A 14,463-nucleotide genomic window follows, 5' to 3' on the forward strand; every position below is an offset into this window, starting at 1 on the left:
CCGACGAGACGACCCGACGAAGGCCGTCAAGGGCCGTCAGAAGAGCGAGACAGCGTTGACTTTTCTCACCATCGGACACCGCGGAGTGATGGGCGTCGAGCCGGAGAACACCCTCCGATCCTTTGTCCGGGCCGAGCACGAGGGCATGGACGTCATCGAACTGGACCTGCATCTCAGCAAGGACGGCGCGCTCGTGGTGATGCACGACGCGGACGTCGACCGCACCACCGACGGGAAGGGCCCGATCAGCGACTTCACCCTCGCGGAGCTGCGTGAGCTGGACGCCGGGGAGGGCGAGCGGATCCCGGTCTTCGAGGAGGTCGTGGACGCCGTCAAGGCGCCGCTCCAGGCCGAGATCAAGGACACGGCGGCCGCCCGGGCGCTGGCGGAGGTGCTGACCGGCCGCGATCTGCTGGACCGGGTGGACGTGCTGTCCTTCCACGACGAGGCGCTCGCCGAGATCCGTACCCTGCTCCCCACCGCCCGCACCGCCCTGGTGGCCAGCCGCTACGGCCTCGATGTGATCGACCGGGCGCAGGCCGTCGACGCCGGAATGCTGGTGCTCAACATCCGCAGGGTGACCCTGGAGCTGGTGGAGCGGGCACACGCCGCCGGCCTCCGGGTGATCGGCTGGACCGTGAACACCCCCGACCATCTGAAGCTGGTCCGCGGCCTCCGGCTGGACGGCGCCACCACCGACTTCCCGGAGATCCGGCGGGCGGCGCGCTTCACGGCGTGACGCCCTTACCGGCCACCTTCACCCGTACGGCGTAAGCGGCGCTCAGTCGAGGGGCTTGACCAGCAGCTCGAACTCGAGGTCGGCACGGCGCGGCACGCCGACCCGCTCATCGCCGTACGGGAACGGGGTCAGCTTGCCGGTACGGGCGTAGCCGCGCCGCTCGTACCAGGCGATCAGCTCCTCACGGGCGGTGATCACCGTCATATGCATCTGCGTCGCACCCCACTCCGCCCGTACGAACCGCTCGGCCTCGGCGAGGATCGCCTTGCCCAGTCCCCCGCCCTGGAGCGCGGGCCGGACCGCGAACATGCCGAAGTAGGCGTGCTCGCCGCGGTGCTCGAGCTGGCAGCAGGCGATCAGCTCACCACCCCGCTCGACGATCACCATGCGGCTGTTCTCGTCCCGCACCACGGCCGCGACACCCTCCGGGTCGGTGCGCCGCCCGTCCAGGAGGTCCGCCTCCGTGGTCCATCCGGCGCGGCTGGCGTCCCCGCGGTAGGCGGACTCGATCAGGGGCACCAGCGCCTCCACATCGGCCTCGGTGGCCGGGCGGAAGGTGAGCGGGGCGGTGGCTCGTACGGTGGCGTCCGCGGTGTCCATGGCGTCGGCAGGGTCCCTTCGGGGGGTGGGGGTCCATTGGCGAGGGTGGGGGCGGTCGGCGAGGGTGGGGGCGGTCGGCGGTGGTGGCGGCAAAGTGACCTTAACCTGCCCCAGGCGGGTCGGGTTGCGTAAGGTCGCGGCATGGTTCACGTACTGAGCAGCCGCATTCTGCTGCGGCCGACGGACCCCGAGCGCTCCCGGGCGTTCTACGGCGAGGCGCTGGGTCTCGCGGTCTTCCGGGAGTTCGGGACGGGCCCCGAGCGGGGCACGGTCTACTTCCTCGGCGGGGGCTTCCTGGAGGTCTCCGGCCGCTCCGAGACCCCGCCCGCCCCGGGCCTCCAGCTCTGGCTCCAGGTCGCGGACGCGGCGGCGGCGCACAAGGAGCTCACCGCGCAGGGGGTCGAGGTGCTGCGCCCGCCGAAGAAGGAGCCGTGGGGGCTGGTGGAGATGTGGATCGCGGATCCGGACGGTGTGCGGATCGCGGTCGTGGAGGTCCCCGAGGACCATCCGATGCGCTACCGGCCCTGACGCCGTCCGCAAGCCTTTACGCACCCATCGCCCGACGGCGGCCGGGCACCCTGCCGCCGCTCGGCCGCCCCGGCGCCCGAGCCGTCCGCCCGCCCGCCCCGGCTCGCGGTGGCCGAGGGTGGCGGGGCGGACGGCGGGCGGTTCCGGGGGATCAGCCGGGCTGGCTGTTCTCCTTCTGCTCGCCCCAGCCGTGCCAGCGGTCGATCTCGATCCAGGCGCTGACCCGGCCGCGGTCCCGCTGCGGGTAGTCCTTGCCGAGGTATTGCCGGGACAGCCGATCGATTCCGGACAGGTCCTCGTCCTTCTTGAGCTCGACGACCCGGCCGATGAGGCTGATGTGGTTGTACCAGTTCGCCTCGTCGATCACGGTGAGCGTGACCCTGGGGTCGTTGCGGATATGGCCCAGCCGCTTGCGGCCCTCGTCCATGTTGACCAGGACCCGGCCGTCGTCCCAGAGGTACCAGGTGGCGGTGGACACCGGCTGGCCGTCGGACCGGATCGTCGCGATCACGGCCGGGTTGGGCTTCTCGAGCATGGCGACCGCGGTCTCGGGAAGCGGTGGATTCGACACGGGCTCTCCTCCTCGTAGAACGGCTGTTCACGACCCGTGGTGCGGCGGGGGCCTGCTTGATCCACGGGCCGCGACTCTCACGGTGCCATACCGCGCCGCGCGCCCCTTGCCACACCGCGCGCTTCGCGCTCCCCCACTGCGCCCATGCGCTCCCATGTGTGGGGCCGCGGCAGGGGATGTCTCCTGGTATTACGTCCCCCTTCGGGAGGTGTGCCGTGCACGGAGCTCCGCTCGTCGGCTGGCTGCTGGTCGCGCTGTGCGCGGCCACGGGTGCCTACTGTCTGCTTCAGATGCGCGGTGAGCCGCCCGGGCCGGGGCGGCGGATAGCTGGCGCCGAGGCACTGATGGGGTGGGGGATGGCGGCGATGGCGGTGCCCTCCACCGTGCTGGACACCCGGCCATGGGGTCCGCCCGCGTTCGCGGCGGTCTTCGCCGTGGCCGCCGTAAGGGCTCTGCTGCCGATGGTGCGCGGCGCGGGCTTTCCGGGGCACCGTCTGCATCACGCCATCGGGGCGCTGGCGATGGTCTATATGGCGCTCGCGATGATGACGGGCACCACGGGCGGCCACCATCACACCGGCCAGATGGCACCGGGCCGGATGGCGGGCGGGGTGCCGCTGCTGACCGGGCTGCTGCTCGTGTACTTCGCGGTCTACGTCGTACGGTCCGGGCTGCGGCTCGTACCGATGACGGACGGCGCACTGGACGGCGCGGGGACCAGAGCCGTGGACGGTGCGGGGGCGGGCGCCGGGGCCCGCGCGGGGGCGGGCTCGTCCGGTATCGGCTGGTCACGGCGGCCCGAGCTGCGGCATGCCTGCCGGCTGTCGATGGGGATAGGGATGTTCGCGATGCTCCTGGCCCTGTGAGAGGGCGGCGGGCCCGGCCGTAGCCGCGCCCGTGGCCGCACCGTGGTATGCGTCACTTCCCCGTCGTGAACGTACCCGGTCCGAGCTTCGCGATCATAGGGTGACCGCCATGTTGGTCCCGTTCGCGCTGATGGGCCTCGGCGCACTGGCGGCGGCAATGGCGCCGCGCCTGCTGTCCCGCTCCGACTGGATCGACCGCGAACCTGTCCTCGCCCTGTGGGTGTGGCAGTGCGTGGTCGTCGGGGTGCTGTTGTGCTGCGCGCTGACCATGGCGCTCACCGCCGCGGCCGCCTGGGAGGCCGTGCGCGGCAATGTCTTCGCCCCCGCGCCCAAGAGCGTGGTGGAGGCGTACGCGCTCTCCGGCTACGGGCCGCTGGCCGCGCCCGTCGCCCTTGTGCTCGCCCTCGGGGCCGTCTGGAGCGCGGTGATGCTCACCCGCGAGATCGGCCGCGCCCGAGCCTGGCGCAGGCAGCACCGCGCCGAACTCCTCGTCCGCTCCCCCGTCTTGCCCGGCGAGGAGCCCAGCGGGGAGCGTCTGGTCGTCCTGGAGGGCGACAAGCCGGACGCCTGGTTGCTGCCGGGCACCACACCTCAGCTCGTCATCACCACGGCGGCGCTGCGCCGCCTCAAGGGCCGTCGGCTGGACGCCGTCATCGCCCATGAGCAGGGCCACGCCCGCGCCCGCCACCACTGGCTGCTGCACTGCTCGGGCGCGCTGGCCAGCGGCTTTCCGCAGGTGACCATGTTCGCGGCGTTCCGCGACGAGGTGCACCGGCTGGTCGAACTGGCCGCCGACGACTCCGCGTCCCGGCGCTTCGGGCGGACGACCACCGCGCTCGCGCTGGTCGAACTCAACGAGGACCGTGGGGTGTTCGGCCCCAGCCCCAGCGCGCTCGCCCAGGTCCCGCAGCGGGTGGACCGGCTGCTGGCACCGGCCTCCCGCCTCTCGGTGGGGCGCCGCTGGCGCCTCACGGCCACCGCGGCGCTCGTCCCGGCCGTCCCACTCCTGGTCACGCTCGTCCCGGCGCTGCGGGTGCTGGGGTAGCCGTTCGCGGCACGCGGCTACTGGCCCCGGCGGCCGTCAGTCACAAGGGCCGCCTGGCCCCGAAGCTGTCGCAGACGCCTTCTGGCCCCGGAGCTGTCACAGGGGCCCCTGGCTCCGAGGCCCGCCCGTCGGCGATCATCGACCCATGCAGTCGGCAACCCTCCACCGCCGAGCCGCCCGCACCGCGGCCGTGTTCACCGCGCTCTTCCTGGTGCTGCTCGCCCTGGTGGCCGCCCGTTGGGGGCCCCTGGGGAGCGTCGACCGGGAGATCGTCGTCGCCCTGCACCGCTCCGCCGTGGAGCATCACGGCTGGACCCGGGCCAACAGAGTGCTCACGGACTGGATCTGGGACCCCTGGACGATGCGTGCGCTGCTGGCCGTGGCCGTGGGGTGGCTGCTGTGGCGCCGGGAGCGGCGGCTCGCCCTGTGGGTCGCCGTCACGGCGGCGGTGGGCACGGCGCTCCAGCAGGCGGTGAAGGCCGCCGTCGACCGCGAGCGCCCCCGGTGGCCGGATCCAGTGGATACGGCGCATTACGCGGCGTTCCCCTCCGGCCACGCCCTGACCGTGACCGTCACCTTCGGGCTGCTGCTGTGGCTGATGACACTGCACGGCGCTCCGCCGAAGTGGCTGCGGCTCATGGCCGCCGTCGCAGCGGTGTCCGTGCTGGGTGTCGGCTTCACCCGCCTGTATCTGGGCGTCCATTGGCCCAGCGATGTGCTGGGCGGCTGGCTGCTGGGCACGGCGCTGGTGTGCGGGGCGATCGCCGCGTACGGCTACGCCCAGAGCCATACGAGTGAGCGTGAGTCATCCCCTGATGGGAGAGTGCGGTCATGAGCAATCTCGATGTGAGGCCCGCGGCGACCGTATGCGGCGGCCGCGATGACGTCACCGCCCAGCCGGTTCGCGAACTGCTGGCCGCCAAACAGGTCGCGCTGGGCGAATCCACGATGGTGCGCCGGCTGCTGCCCAGCTTCGGGCGGCGCATGGTCGGCGCCTGGTGCTTCATCGACCACTACGGCCCGGACGACATCGCCCAGGAGCCGGGCATGCAGGTCCCTCCGCATCCGCATATGGGGCTGCAGACGGTGAGCTGGCTGCACGACGGCGAGGTGCTGCACCGCGACAGCGTCGGCAGCCTGCAAACCGTGCGCCCCGGCGAATTGGGGCTGATGACCTCGGGCCGGGCCATCGCGCACTCCGAGGAGTCCCCGCGCGAGCACGCCCGCCTGCTGCACGGGGCACAGCTATGGGTCGCGTTGCCCGACGGCGACCGCCATATCGCCCCCATGTGGGAGCACCACGCCGAGCTGCCCCGGGTGTCCGGTGGCGGAGGGCTGCGGGCGACGGTCATCCTCGGCGAACTGGACGGCGCGGCCTCGCCCGGCACCACGTTCACCCCGCTGATGGGCGCGGACATCGCCCTCGCCGCCGGTACCGACACCCGGCTGCCGGTGCGGCCCGACTTCGAGTACGCGGCGCTCACCATGTCCGGCGAGGCCGAGGTCGACGGGGTCCGCCTCGCCCCCGGCTCCCTCCTCTACCTCGGCTGCGGGCGCACCGAACTGCCGCTGCGCGCGGATGTGGACAGCGCGTTCATGCTGCTGGGCGGGGAGCCCTTCGAGGAGAAGATCGTGATGTGGTGGAACTTCATCGGGCGCTCCCACGATGAGATCACCCGGGCGCGCGAGGACTGGGCGGCGGGCACCCGCTTCGGCACGGTGCACGGCTACGACGGTGACCCACTCCCTGCCCCGGAGCTCCCGCCCGTGCCCCTCAAACCCCGCGGCCGCACACGCTGACCCTCGCGCGGCAAGCAGGCAGGCAGGCGGGCAGACGGGCCCCAGACGAAAGGCACTGCACCATGGCGGGCGGCAACGCTGTCGTACTCGACGATCCGGTGGGCGCGTCACTCCGCGGCCACCACGCGCATCTCGCCCGCGGACACGGCGGGGCCGTCACCTACCTGCCGGGAGTGGCGACCTTCTCGGCGGTGCCCGCCGGGGCGGGACCGGCGGAGTGGGCCGATCTCACCCGGCTGCTGGGGCAGGGCGAGTTCGCAGACCTGTTCGACTGCCCGTCGATCCCGCCGTCGCACTGGGAATCTGTCTTCGTCCTCGAAGGACGCCAGATGATCTGGCCGGGCCCCGGCTCGCGCGTCCCTTCCCAGGCCGAGGCAAGGACCGGCATGGTCGAGGCAAGGGCCGGCATGGTCGAGCTGGGCCCGGGCGATGTGCCCGAGATGCTCGACCTGGCCGGGCGGACGCAGCCGGGGCCGTTCTGGGCGCGCACCCTCGAACTCGGCACCTACCTCGGCATACGCGACAAGGACACGCTGGTGGCGATGGCCGGGGAACGGCTGCGGCCCCCGGGCTGGACCGAGATCAGCGCGGTCTGCACCGCCCCCGAGGCCCGTGGGCGAGGGTACGCCGCCCGCCTGGTCAGTGCGCTCGCCGGGCGCATCGTGTCCCGGGACGAGCGCCCCTTCCTGCATGTGGCCGACACCAACACCGCCGCCATCGCGCTCTACGAACGGCTGGGCTTCGAGGCCCGCAAGCCGGTGACGTTTCGCGGGTTCCGCACCCCGGTCAGTTCGTAGCGCTCACGCCACGGCGGCCGGGGGCCGCCGGGACGCGTTCCGGACCGGCCCCCGACAAGGGGGCGCCAGGGTCCCCGGAGTCACTGGCCGACACCGGACTCACCAGCGTGCCGAGCCGGGGGCGGCCCGGGCGTGCTCACCGATCGCCGGGGCGTACGACGACGGCGATGGTCTCGACACGTCCGCTGTGTTCGAAGCGGAGGGTGAAGGGCACCAGGTCTCCGGGCCGCCAGCGGGCCGTGGCCGGGACGGTCACATCGCTGGTGAACGGTGACATGTCGAGCGTGCCGCCCGCCGGAACCGGCAGGGAGTCCGCGAGTTGCCGGGAGCCGGTTCCCCGCCCGGTCATCCGGTGACGGCTGAGCGAGATCTCCTCGGCGACGGCGGAGGAGGTCACCTCGACCAACCGGTCCTGCGCACCGCCCGTGTTGGTGATGCGGAAGAACGCGGCGGTCCGGGGCACTCCCGGGGCGGGGAGGAAGAGCTGTGCGTCGGTGACGCCGATACGCGGGGGGCTGCCCGCGTTGCCCGAGGCGGTCCACGTGGCGAGGCCGCCCAGCGCGAGGACACAGGCGCAGAACGGAGCGGCCGCGGCCCGCAGGGTATCCGTGAGGCGACGGCGGGTGGGCGTCCAGGAGAGGGTCGTCATCGGGCGGATCTCCACCTTGGTGTCGGGTCGCTGCTGCGGGCGGGTCGCCCAGCGGCGGCGTACAGGGGCGTCACAGTGGCTTCCGCGCGGCAGGTGCGGCGGGCCGGGAAGGGCGGTGGCCGGCCGGCGACGGCTGCCAGGCGCGTAGCCGCAGGCTGTTGCCGACCACCAGCAGCGAGCTGACCGACATCGCGGCCGCCGCGAGCATGGGGTTGAGCAGGCCGACCATGGCCAGCGGTACGGTCACGGCGTTGTAGCCGAACGCCCAGAGCAGATTGACGCGGATCGTGGCGAGCGCACTGCGGGCGAGGCGGACCGCGTCCGCCAGGGTCTCGATGTCACCGCGTACCAGGGTCACATCGGCCGCCCCGATCGCCACATCCGTGCCCGTGCCCATGGCGATGCCGAGGTCGGCGCCGGCCAGGGCGGCCGCGTCGTTGACCCCGTCACCGACGACGGCGACCCGGTAGCCCTGCTCCCGCAGCTCCCGGACGAGGGCGGCCTTGTCCTCCGGGGTGCACCGGGCGTGCACCTCCTCGATGCGGAGGTCGGTGGCGACGGCGCGGGCGGGCGCCTCGCGGTCGCCGGTGGCGAGCACCGGTCGCACGCCCAGGCGGCGGAGCCGCTCCACGGCCCGGTAGCTTCCCGGGCGCAGCACATCACCGACCTCGATCAGTGCCTCGGTCTCGCCGTCGACGCGGACCACGACCGGTGTACGGGCGGCGGTCTCGGAGGCCGACAGCGCCTGAGCCAATACCGGGGGCAACGCGTCGTCCGGGGCCAGGACTTCGACCAGCCGGTCCGCCACCCGCCCGCGCACGCCCTTGCCCGGCAGCGCGACGAAGTCGGCCACGGCCGGGAGGGACTTTCCGGGAACGGTGCGCCGGGCATGGGCGGTGATGGCACGCCCCAGCGGGTGTTCCGATCCCTGTTCGACCGCGCCCGCCAGCCGGACCAGTTCCTCCTCGCCGAGCCCGCCCGGTACGGCGGTGACCCGGGCGACACTCATCTGCCCGGAAGTGAGGGTGCCGGTCTTGTCCAGTACGACGGCGTCCAGGTGCCGCAGCCCCTCCAGCGCCTGCGGTCCGCTGACCAGGACGCCCAGTTGGGCGCCCCGGCCGGTCGCCGCCATCAGCGCGGTGGGGGTCGCCAGGCCCAGCGCGCAGGGGCACGCCACGACCAGGACGGCCACGCTCGCGGTGATCGCGGCCTGTGGCTCGGCACCGGCCCCGAGCCAGAATCCGAGGACGGTGACGGCCAGGGTGAGCACGACCGGGACGAAGACGCCCGCGGCCTTGTCGGCGAGCCGCTGCGCCCGTGCCTTGCCCGCCTGGGCCTCGGTCACCAGCCGGGTGATCCGGGACAGTTGGGTATCGGCGCCGACCGCGGTGGCCCGTACCAGGAGCAGGCCCCCCGCGTTGACGGCACCGCCGGTCACGGGCGTGCCGGGGCCGACTTCCACCGGCTCGCTCTCCCCGGTGACCAGGGACAGATCGACGGCCGAGCTGCCCTCCACCACCGTGCCATCGGTGGCCAGGCGCTCGCCGGGCCGGGCGACGAAGACCTGGCCGACCCGCAGTTCCTCGATCGGGACCAGGCGCTCGCCGTCGCCGTCGCGTACCGATACCTCCTTGGCGGCCAGCCGGGCCAGGGCGCGCAGTGCCGCGCCGGTCCCCCGCCGGGCCCGCGTTTCCAGGAAGCGGCCGGCGAGGACGAACAGCGGTACGCCGACGGCGGCTTCCAGATAGACATGGGCCACGCCGTCCGAGGCGGTGGGCACCAGGCTGAAGGGCATCCGCATCCCGGGTTCGCCGGCCCCGCCGAAGAACAGCGCGTAGGAGGACCAGGCGAAGGAGGCCACGACACCCAGCGACACCAGAGTGTCCATGGTCGCCGCCGAGTGGCGCAGGCCGCGCGCCGCCCGCAGGTGGAAGGGCCAGGCTCCCCAGACGACGACGGGGGCGGCGAGCACGAAGCACAGCCACTGCCAGTTGCGGAACTGGAGACCGGGAACCATCGACACGACCAGCACCGGGACCGCGAGCAACGCCGTGACCACCAGCCGGTCGCGCTCCCGCCGGGCGTCCTGCGCCGCGTCCCCGTCCTCGCTCCGTTCCTTCCTGGGCGGCTCGGGCAGCGCGGCGGTGTAGCCGGCCTGCTCGACGGTGGCGATGAGCTGGTCCGGGCCGACCTCGGGCGGGTGGTTCACCCGGGCCCGGCCGGTGGCGAGGTTCACGGTGGCCGTGACCCCGTCCAGCCTGGCCAGCTTCTTCTCGACACGCTTCACACAGGCCGCGCAGGTCATGCCGCCGATGGAGAGGTCGGTCATGGCGGCCAAGGCCGTCGGTTCGTCGGCCATCAGCGTCCACTCCCCTGGTCCGTGTCCATGCCGCCCATGTCCATGCCGCCACCGCCGTGGCCGTCTCCCGAGCCGCCGTCTGTCGTGCTGCTGCCGTGCATGCCGGGGGCGACGGGCCCGGCGCCCGCGCCGACGGCGTAGGAGGCGGCGAACACCATCACCAGCAGCAGCAGGAATCCGCACAGCGCCGGCGGGGGCAATGCCCTGGACAGGAACGCACCCGGTGTCCGGCGGGCAGATGGGCGGGGCTGCGCCATATGAGGAAACTTCCAATCACTCCGTACGGCTTCAGCGGATCCGGCCGTACCGGTAGAGGAGTCGGGACGACCGGCAGCCGAGTTCCGGCGCCGTGCTGTGATGCGCGTCATGACACCGGGCTCGTCCGGCGAGCGCCTGACCTGCTCAGCCCTGTTCATAGTGGCTCGGTCTGCCGTCACGGTGGACGAGACGGCCGAGCCGCTCCGCGCGGGCGCGGGGCATGAGCGTCCAGGTGCCGTCGGTGCGGTGCAGGGCGGCCGAATGCCAGGGGGTGGTCCAGACATCGGCGGCGTCCAGGAGGCGGATGCCGAATTTGGCGGCGCCGATGGGCTGGGGGTGGATGGACAGCCGTACGGAGCCGGGGTGGTGTTCGGCGATCAGGTCGCCCCAGGCCCGGCTGCGCTGGATGACGCCGTAGGCACGGGTGCGGCATGCGCGTTGGAGGGCGGAGCGGGTGCCGGTGAAGTCGGCGGTGTCGTCGACGAGGAACCGGGTGATGCCCCGGTACAGGGCGAGGGTGTGGTCCTCGGAGCGGACCTCGGCTCGCAGCGCCTCCAGGGTGGGGGCGTACCGCTCGTGCACCTGGGCGCGCTTGGTGTGGTGGGGCAGGTCGCCCAGGATGTCGCGCAGGTCGAAGACGGAGAGGCGGTGCAGTGCCAACTCCCGTATGAGGCGTCTGAGTTCGTCCGCGTAGGCGTCTATGTGGTCATCCGGGACGCGGATCAGGTCGCCGAAGACATGGCCGTCGGAGCAGATGATCACGCGGGCGCCCGGCGGGTGGACCCGCTCGATCTCCTCGCACAGGGTGTTCAGAAAGCCGAGGGAGAGGCGTTCGCCCTGGTCGGGGAGGTGGCCGAGAACCTTGGCGGGGTTGGGCGACTTGCAGGGGAAGCCGGGCAGGGTGAGGACCACGGGTTCTCCGGCGCGGACGAACCCGCCGATCTGGCGCAACTGGTGCGCGAACGACTCCGCCGCCGTGGGCGTGGGGTCGGTCGTGCGGTGGTACGGAAGCAGCAGGTCCAGGATGGCGGCGCTCATGCCGCTCGTGGAGCGGGTGTCCGGTGCGGTCGTCAGCGGCATGAGGTGGGTTCCTCCGTGAGGGTGTGCGCGACGCGGGCATGGGGGCATGCGTCAGACGCGTCGGTCGTAGCCGACGGGCAGGTGGTTGGTCCCCCGGCCGAGGACGGCCGGGATCCACTCGATGTCTCCGTCGTCGATGGCCAGATGCGCTCCGGGGAGGCGGGTCAGGAGGGTGCCCAGCGCGATCTGGAGTTCGGCGCGGGCCAGGGCCGCGCCGGGACAGAAGTGGATGCCGTGGCCGAAGGCGAGGTGGGGGTTGGGCGAGCGGTCGAGGTCGAGGATGTCGGGGTCGGGGAAGCGGCGCGGGTCGCGGTTGGCGGCGCATAGGGAGATGATCACCGAGTCGCCGGCCGGGACCTCGGTGCCGTGCAGGTCGCTGTCCTGGTCGAAGAAGCGCCAGGTGGTCAGCTCGAAGGCGCTGTCGTAGCGGAGGAGTTCGTCGACCGCGCGGGGCATCAGCTCCGGGTTGTCGCGCAGCCGGGCGAGTTCGGCGGGGTGGCGGAAGAGGGCGATCAGGGCGGTGGTGATCTGGTTGGTGACCGGTTCCTGGCCCGCCACGAGGAGCTGGAAGATCATCGAGTCCAGCTCCTCCTGGGAGAGTTCGCGGCGGTCATGGGCCACGACCAGGCGGCTGAGCAGGTCGTCCGCCCAGTGTTCGCGCTTATGGGCGACGACCTCGGCTATGTAGCTCTGGAGTCCGTGCAGACGGGCCTCGTACAGCGGGCGTCCGGGGTCGGCCGGTCCGACCGGCTGGACGACCTTGCCCCAGTCGCGGTCGAAGCGGGCCGCCAACTCATCCGGCAGGCCGATGACTTCGGCGAGGACCTGGAAGGGGAAGCGGGCGGCGAAGCCGGTGACCAGGTCCGCGGGGCCGGTTTCCGGGAGGGCGTCCACGAGGGTGTCGGCCAGCTTCTGGAAGAGGGGCCTCAGTTGCTCGATGCGGCGCGGGGTGAAGGCGTCGGTGACGAAGCGCCGCATGCGGGTGTGGGTCGGTGGGTCCTGGTGGAGGAGGTGCACCTGGAGCTGGGAGTGCTGGGGCTCGGGCATGATCGAGGCGCGGGCGCGCCAGCGGTCGTTGCCCCGGTCGTGGTTCTTGCCGAGGCGCTCGTCGCCCAGTGCGGAGTGCGCGGCGTCGTAGCCGGTGACGAGCCAGGCGAGTACGCCGCTGGGAAAGCGGACGCGGTGCACCGGGCCGGTCTCGCGCATCCGCTCGTAGAGGGGGTACGGGTTGCTCTTGTAGGGGCAGCCCATCAGCGGCACGGGCTCGGGCAGGGCCTCGGGGGCCGTCCCGGATTCCTGGAGGGTCATGGAAGGTGCTCCTCAGAGGGCGAGTTCGGGCTGGTAGTGGTCCAGCCACAGGGCGAGGTCGACGACGCGTTCGAGGCGGAGGCGGTGGCCCCACTCCAGTTGGCCGGGCGGGGTGTCGAGGCAGGGTTTGAGGCGGGTCTCGTCGGCGAGGGAGCGGACGGTGTCGTCGGCGAGGGCGTCGCGGGCCATGTTCTGCAGGCCGCGGTTGTAGTCGGGGTGGTGGGTGGCCGGGTAGTGGTTCTTGGGGCGGTGCAGCACCGAGTCGGGGGCCAGTCCGGTGCCCGCCGCACGCAGCAGGCTCTTCTCCCGGCCGTCGAAGTTCTTCAGGGTCCAGGGGGTGGTGAAGGCGTACTCGACAAGCCGGTGATCGCAGTAGGGGACGCGCACCTCCAGGCCCTGGGCCATGCTCAACCGGTCCTTGCGGTGGAGGAGTTGACGCAGCCAGCGGGTGAGCGAGAGGTGCTGCATCTCGCGCTGCCGGTGCTCGGTGGGCGTCTCGCCGTCGAGGTGCGGTACGGCGGCCAGGGCGGTGCGATAGGTGTCGTCCCGGAACTCGCCGATGCGCAGGTCCAGTTCGGGGTTGAGCGGCATCGCGGCCTCGTCTCCGGTCACCAGCAGCCAGGGAAAGGTGGCGGTGGCGAGCGCCTTGGGGTTGTGGAACCAGGGGTAGCCGCCGAAGACCTCGTCGGCCGCCTCGCCGGACAGGGCGACCGTGGAGTGCTTCCGGATCTCCCCGAAGAGGAGGTGGAGCGAGGTGTCCATGTCGCCGACGCCGATCGGCGAGTCGCGGGCCACGACCACGGCCCTGCGGTGCTCGGGGTCGAGCAGGGCACGCGGGTCCAGTACCACCGTGCTGTGGTCGGTGCCGAGGAACGCGCCCGCTTCGGTGGCGTACGGGGTGTCGTGGCCGGTGCGCAGCACATCACCGGTGAAGCTCTCGGCCTGGTCGCTGTAGTCGACGGCGTAGGAGCGGATACGCGCGCCCGGGCCCTCGCGCAGCCGCAGTTCGTCGGCGAGCAGGGCGGTCAGGACGGTGGAGTCGATGCCGCCCGACAGCAGGGAGCACAGGGGGACGTCGGCCTCGAGCTGGGCGCGGGCGGCGGCGCTCACCAGGTCGTGCACCCGGGCGATGGTCGCGTCCCGGTCGTCCGGGTGGGCGTCGGCCTCCAACTGCCAGTAGCGGCGCTCGCGGATGCCGTCCCGGTCCAGGAGGAGCAGACCGCCGGGCTCGACCTCCCGCACGCCGGACCACACCGTCGGACCGGTGTTGAACAGCAGGCTGTACGCCTCGCGCAGCCCGTCCGCGTCCACCCGTGGCCGTATCTCCGGATGGGCGAAGAGCGCCTTGGGTTCGGAGGCGAAGGCCAGACCGCCGTCCACCTCCGCCCAGAAGAGGGGCTTGACGCCGAGCCGGTCGCGGACCAGGAGCAGCCGCTGGGCCCGCTCGTCCCAGACGGCGAACGCGAACATGCCGTCCAGGTGGTCGGCCACCTTCTCGCCCCACTCGGCGTAGCCGCACAGCACCACCTCGGTGTCGCTGCGCGTGCGGAACTCGTGTCCCAGGCCGCTCAGTTGTGAGCGGAGTTCATGGTGGTTGTAGATCTCGCCGCTGTAGGTGAGCACGGTGGTCGGGGCGTCGGGCCGGTCGGTCATCGGCTGGACGCCACCGGCGAGGTCGATGACGGCCAGGCGGCGGTGGCCGATCGCGGCGCGCGGGCCGAGCCAGACTCCGGCCGCGTCGGGGCCGCGCGGGGCCAGGGTGGCGGTCATGGCCTCGATGACCGGGGCCTGGGTGCGGGGGTCCTGGTGAAAGGACACCCAGCCGGTGATTCCGCACATGGGTGCGACTCCTCGGTGAGGGTG

15 protein-coding genes are annotated in these 14,463 nt (G+C 72.6%); 7 read left to right on the forward strand and 8 right to left on the reverse strand.

The features are described from left to right. The first annotated feature begins 55 nt into the window (after positions 1 to 55). Positions 56 to 739, forward strand: coding sequence for a glycerophosphodiester phosphodiesterase (locus tag ACK1X7_RS06960; RefSeq protein ID WP_385149246.1), 684 nt, complete (start codon positions 56 to 58; stop codon positions 737 to 739). Positions 740 to 781: 42 nt separating this feature from the next. On the opposite strand, the gene ACK1X7_RS06965 is transcribed toward ACK1X7_RS06960, so the two are convergent. Next, on the reverse strand, positions 782 to 1,339 hold the full coding sequence (locus ACK1X7_RS06965; protein ID WP_385149249.1) for a GNAT family N-acetyltransferase: 558 nt from the start codon (positions 1,337 to 1,339) through the stop codon (positions 782 to 784). Between the two features lie 141 nt (positions 1,340 to 1,480). On the opposite strand from ACK1X7_RS06965, the gene ACK1X7_RS06970 reads away from it, so the two are divergent. Beyond that, positions 1,481 to 1,867: a VOC family protein gene (locus ACK1X7_RS06970; protein WP_361505079.1), complete on the forward strand. Its 387-nt coding sequence runs from the start codon at positions 1,481 to 1,483 to the stop codon at positions 1,865 to 1,867. A 151-nt stretch (positions 1,868 to 2,018) separates the two neighbouring features. On the opposite strand, the gene ACK1X7_RS06975 is transcribed toward ACK1X7_RS06970, so the two are convergent. Next, a complete protein-coding gene (locus tag ACK1X7_RS06975; RefSeq protein WP_413114770.1) occupies positions 2,019 to 2,438 on the reverse strand; it encodes a PPOX class F420-dependent oxidoreductase in 420 nt (139 codons plus the stop codon). Between the two features lie 215 nt (positions 2,439 to 2,653). Between ACK1X7_RS06975 and ACK1X7_RS06980 the strand changes: the two genes are divergently transcribed. From ACK1X7_RS06980 to ACK1X7_RS07000, 5 genes are all read left to right on the forward strand, one after another. Beyond that, positions 2,654 to 3,304 (forward strand): DUF5134 domain-containing protein, encoded by a 651-nt coding sequence (locus tag ACK1X7_RS06980; RefSeq protein WP_385149255.1) that lies wholly within the window; start codon positions 2,654 to 2,656, stop codon positions 3,302 to 3,304. Positions 3,305 to 3,413: 109 nt separating this feature from the next. Continuing rightward, positions 3,414 to 4,349 (forward strand): M56 family metallopeptidase, encoded by a 936-nt coding sequence (locus ACK1X7_RS06985; RefSeq protein ID WP_361505070.1) that lies wholly within the window; start codon positions 3,414 to 3,416, stop codon positions 4,347 to 4,349. 145 nt (positions 4,350 to 4,494) lie between these two features. Then, the gene (locus ACK1X7_RS06990; RefSeq protein WP_385149258.1) at positions 4,495 to 5,184 is read left to right on the forward strand and encodes a phosphatase PAP2 family protein; all 690 of its coding nucleotides are present in this window, start codon (positions 4,495 to 4,497) and stop codon (positions 5,182 to 5,184) included. Next, on the forward strand, positions 5,181 to 6,149 hold the full coding sequence (locus ACK1X7_RS06995; protein ID WP_413114771.1) for a pirin family protein: 969 nt from the start codon (positions 5,181 to 5,183) through the stop codon (positions 6,147 to 6,149). Before ACK1X7_RS06990 ends, ACK1X7_RS06995 begins: the two co-directional genes overlap by 4 nt. Positions 6,150 to 6,211: 62 nt before the next feature. Then, on the forward strand, positions 6,212 to 6,946 hold the full coding sequence (locus tag ACK1X7_RS07000; protein ID WP_390795645.1) for a GNAT family N-acetyltransferase: 735 nt from the start codon (positions 6,212 to 6,214) through the stop codon (positions 6,944 to 6,946). Between the two features lie 136 nt (positions 6,947 to 7,082). Here the strand turns inward: ACK1X7_RS07000 and ACK1X7_RS07005 are convergent, their stop codons facing one another. From ACK1X7_RS07005 to asnB, 6 genes are all read right to left on the reverse strand, one after another. Beyond that, the gene (locus ACK1X7_RS07005) at positions 7,083 to 7,595 is read right to left on the reverse strand and encodes a copper chaperone PCu(A)C (RefSeq protein ID WP_413114772.1); all 513 of its coding nucleotides are present in this window, start codon (positions 7,593 to 7,595) and stop codon (positions 7,083 to 7,085) included. A 70-nt stretch (positions 7,596 to 7,665) separates the two neighbouring features. Continuing rightward, on the reverse strand, positions 7,666 to 9,954 hold the full coding sequence (locus ACK1X7_RS07010; RefSeq protein WP_413114773.1) for a heavy metal translocating P-type ATPase: 2,289 nt from the start codon (positions 9,952 to 9,954) through the stop codon (positions 7,666 to 7,668). Then, positions 9,954 to 10,211, reverse strand: a complete 258-nt coding sequence (locus ACK1X7_RS07015; RefSeq protein WP_390795643.1) for a hypothetical protein — start codon at positions 10,209 to 10,211, stop codon at positions 9,954 to 9,956. Before ACK1X7_RS07015 ends, ACK1X7_RS07010 begins: the two co-directional genes overlap by 1 nt. 145 nt (positions 10,212 to 10,356) lie before the next feature. Continuing rightward, positions 10,357 to 11,292, reverse strand: a complete 936-nt coding sequence (locus ACK1X7_RS07020; RefSeq protein ID WP_398162030.1) for an L-tyrosine/L-tryptophan isonitrile synthase family protein — start codon at positions 11,290 to 11,292, stop codon at positions 10,357 to 10,359. 51 nt (positions 11,293 to 11,343) lie between these two features. Then, on the reverse strand, positions 11,344 to 12,600 hold the full coding sequence (locus ACK1X7_RS07025) for a cytochrome P450 family protein (RefSeq protein ID WP_413114774.1): 1,257 nt from the start codon (positions 12,598 to 12,600) through the stop codon (positions 11,344 to 11,346). Between the two features lie 12 nt (positions 12,601 to 12,612). Then, on the reverse strand, positions 12,613 to 14,439 hold the full coding sequence (gene asnB / locus ACK1X7_RS07030; protein WP_413114775.1) for an asparagine synthase (glutamine-hydrolyzing): 1,827 nt from the start codon (positions 14,437 to 14,439) through the stop codon (positions 12,613 to 12,615). Between the last annotated feature and the right edge of the window lie 24 nt (positions 14,440 to 14,463).

Origin of the sequence: Streptomyces sp. CY-1, from assembly GCF_047218265.1 — a bacterium.
GTDB lineage: Bacteria > Actinomycetota > Actinomycetes > Streptomycetales > Streptomycetaceae > Streptomyces > Streptomyces niphimycinicus.

Coding starts and splice junctions, on each gene's coding strand:
- ACK1X7_RS06965 (WP_385149249.1), bottom strand. CDS start 1,339: ATGGACACCGCGGACGCCACCGTACGAGCCACCGCCCCGCTCACCTTC.
- ACK1X7_RS06970 (WP_361505079.1), top strand. CDS start 1,481: ATGGTTCACGTACTGAGCAGCCGCATTCTGCTGCGGCCGACGGACCCC.
- ACK1X7_RS06985 (WP_361505070.1), top strand. CDS start 3,414: ATGTTGGTCCCGTTCGCGCTGATGGGCCTCGGCGCACTGGCGGCGGCA.
- ACK1X7_RS06990 (WP_385149258.1), top strand. CDS start 4,495: ATGCAGTCGGCAACCCTCCACCGCCGAGCCGCCCGCACCGCGGCCGTG.
- ACK1X7_RS06995 (WP_413114771.1), top strand. CDS start 5,181: ATGAGCAATCTCGATGTGAGGCCCGCGGCGACCGTATGCGGCGGCCGC.
- ACK1X7_RS07000 (WP_390795645.1), top strand. CDS start 6,212: ATGGCGGGCGGCAACGCTGTCGTACTCGACGATCCGGTGGGCGCGTCA.
- ACK1X7_RS07005 (WP_413114772.1), bottom strand. CDS start 7,595: ATGACGACCCTCTCCTGGACGCCCACCCGCCGTCGCCTCACGGATACC.
- ACK1X7_RS07010 (WP_413114773.1), bottom strand. CDS start 9,954: ATGGCCGACGAACCGACGGCCTTGGCCGCCATGACCGACCTCTCCATC.
- ACK1X7_RS07015 (WP_390795643.1), bottom strand. CDS start 10,211: ATGGCGCAGCCCCGCCCATCTGCCCGCCGGACACCGGGTGCGTTCCTG.
- ACK1X7_RS07020 (WP_398162030.1), bottom strand. CDS start 11,292: ATGCCGCTGACGACCGCACCGGACACCCGCTCCACGAGCGGCATGAGC.
- ACK1X7_RS07025 (WP_413114774.1), bottom strand. CDS start 12,600: ATGACCCTCCAGGAATCCGGGACGGCCCCCGAGGCCCTGCCCGAGCCC.
- asnB (WP_413114775.1), bottom strand. CDS start 14,439: ATGTGCGGAATCACCGGCTGGGTGTCCTTTCACCAGGACCCCCGCACC.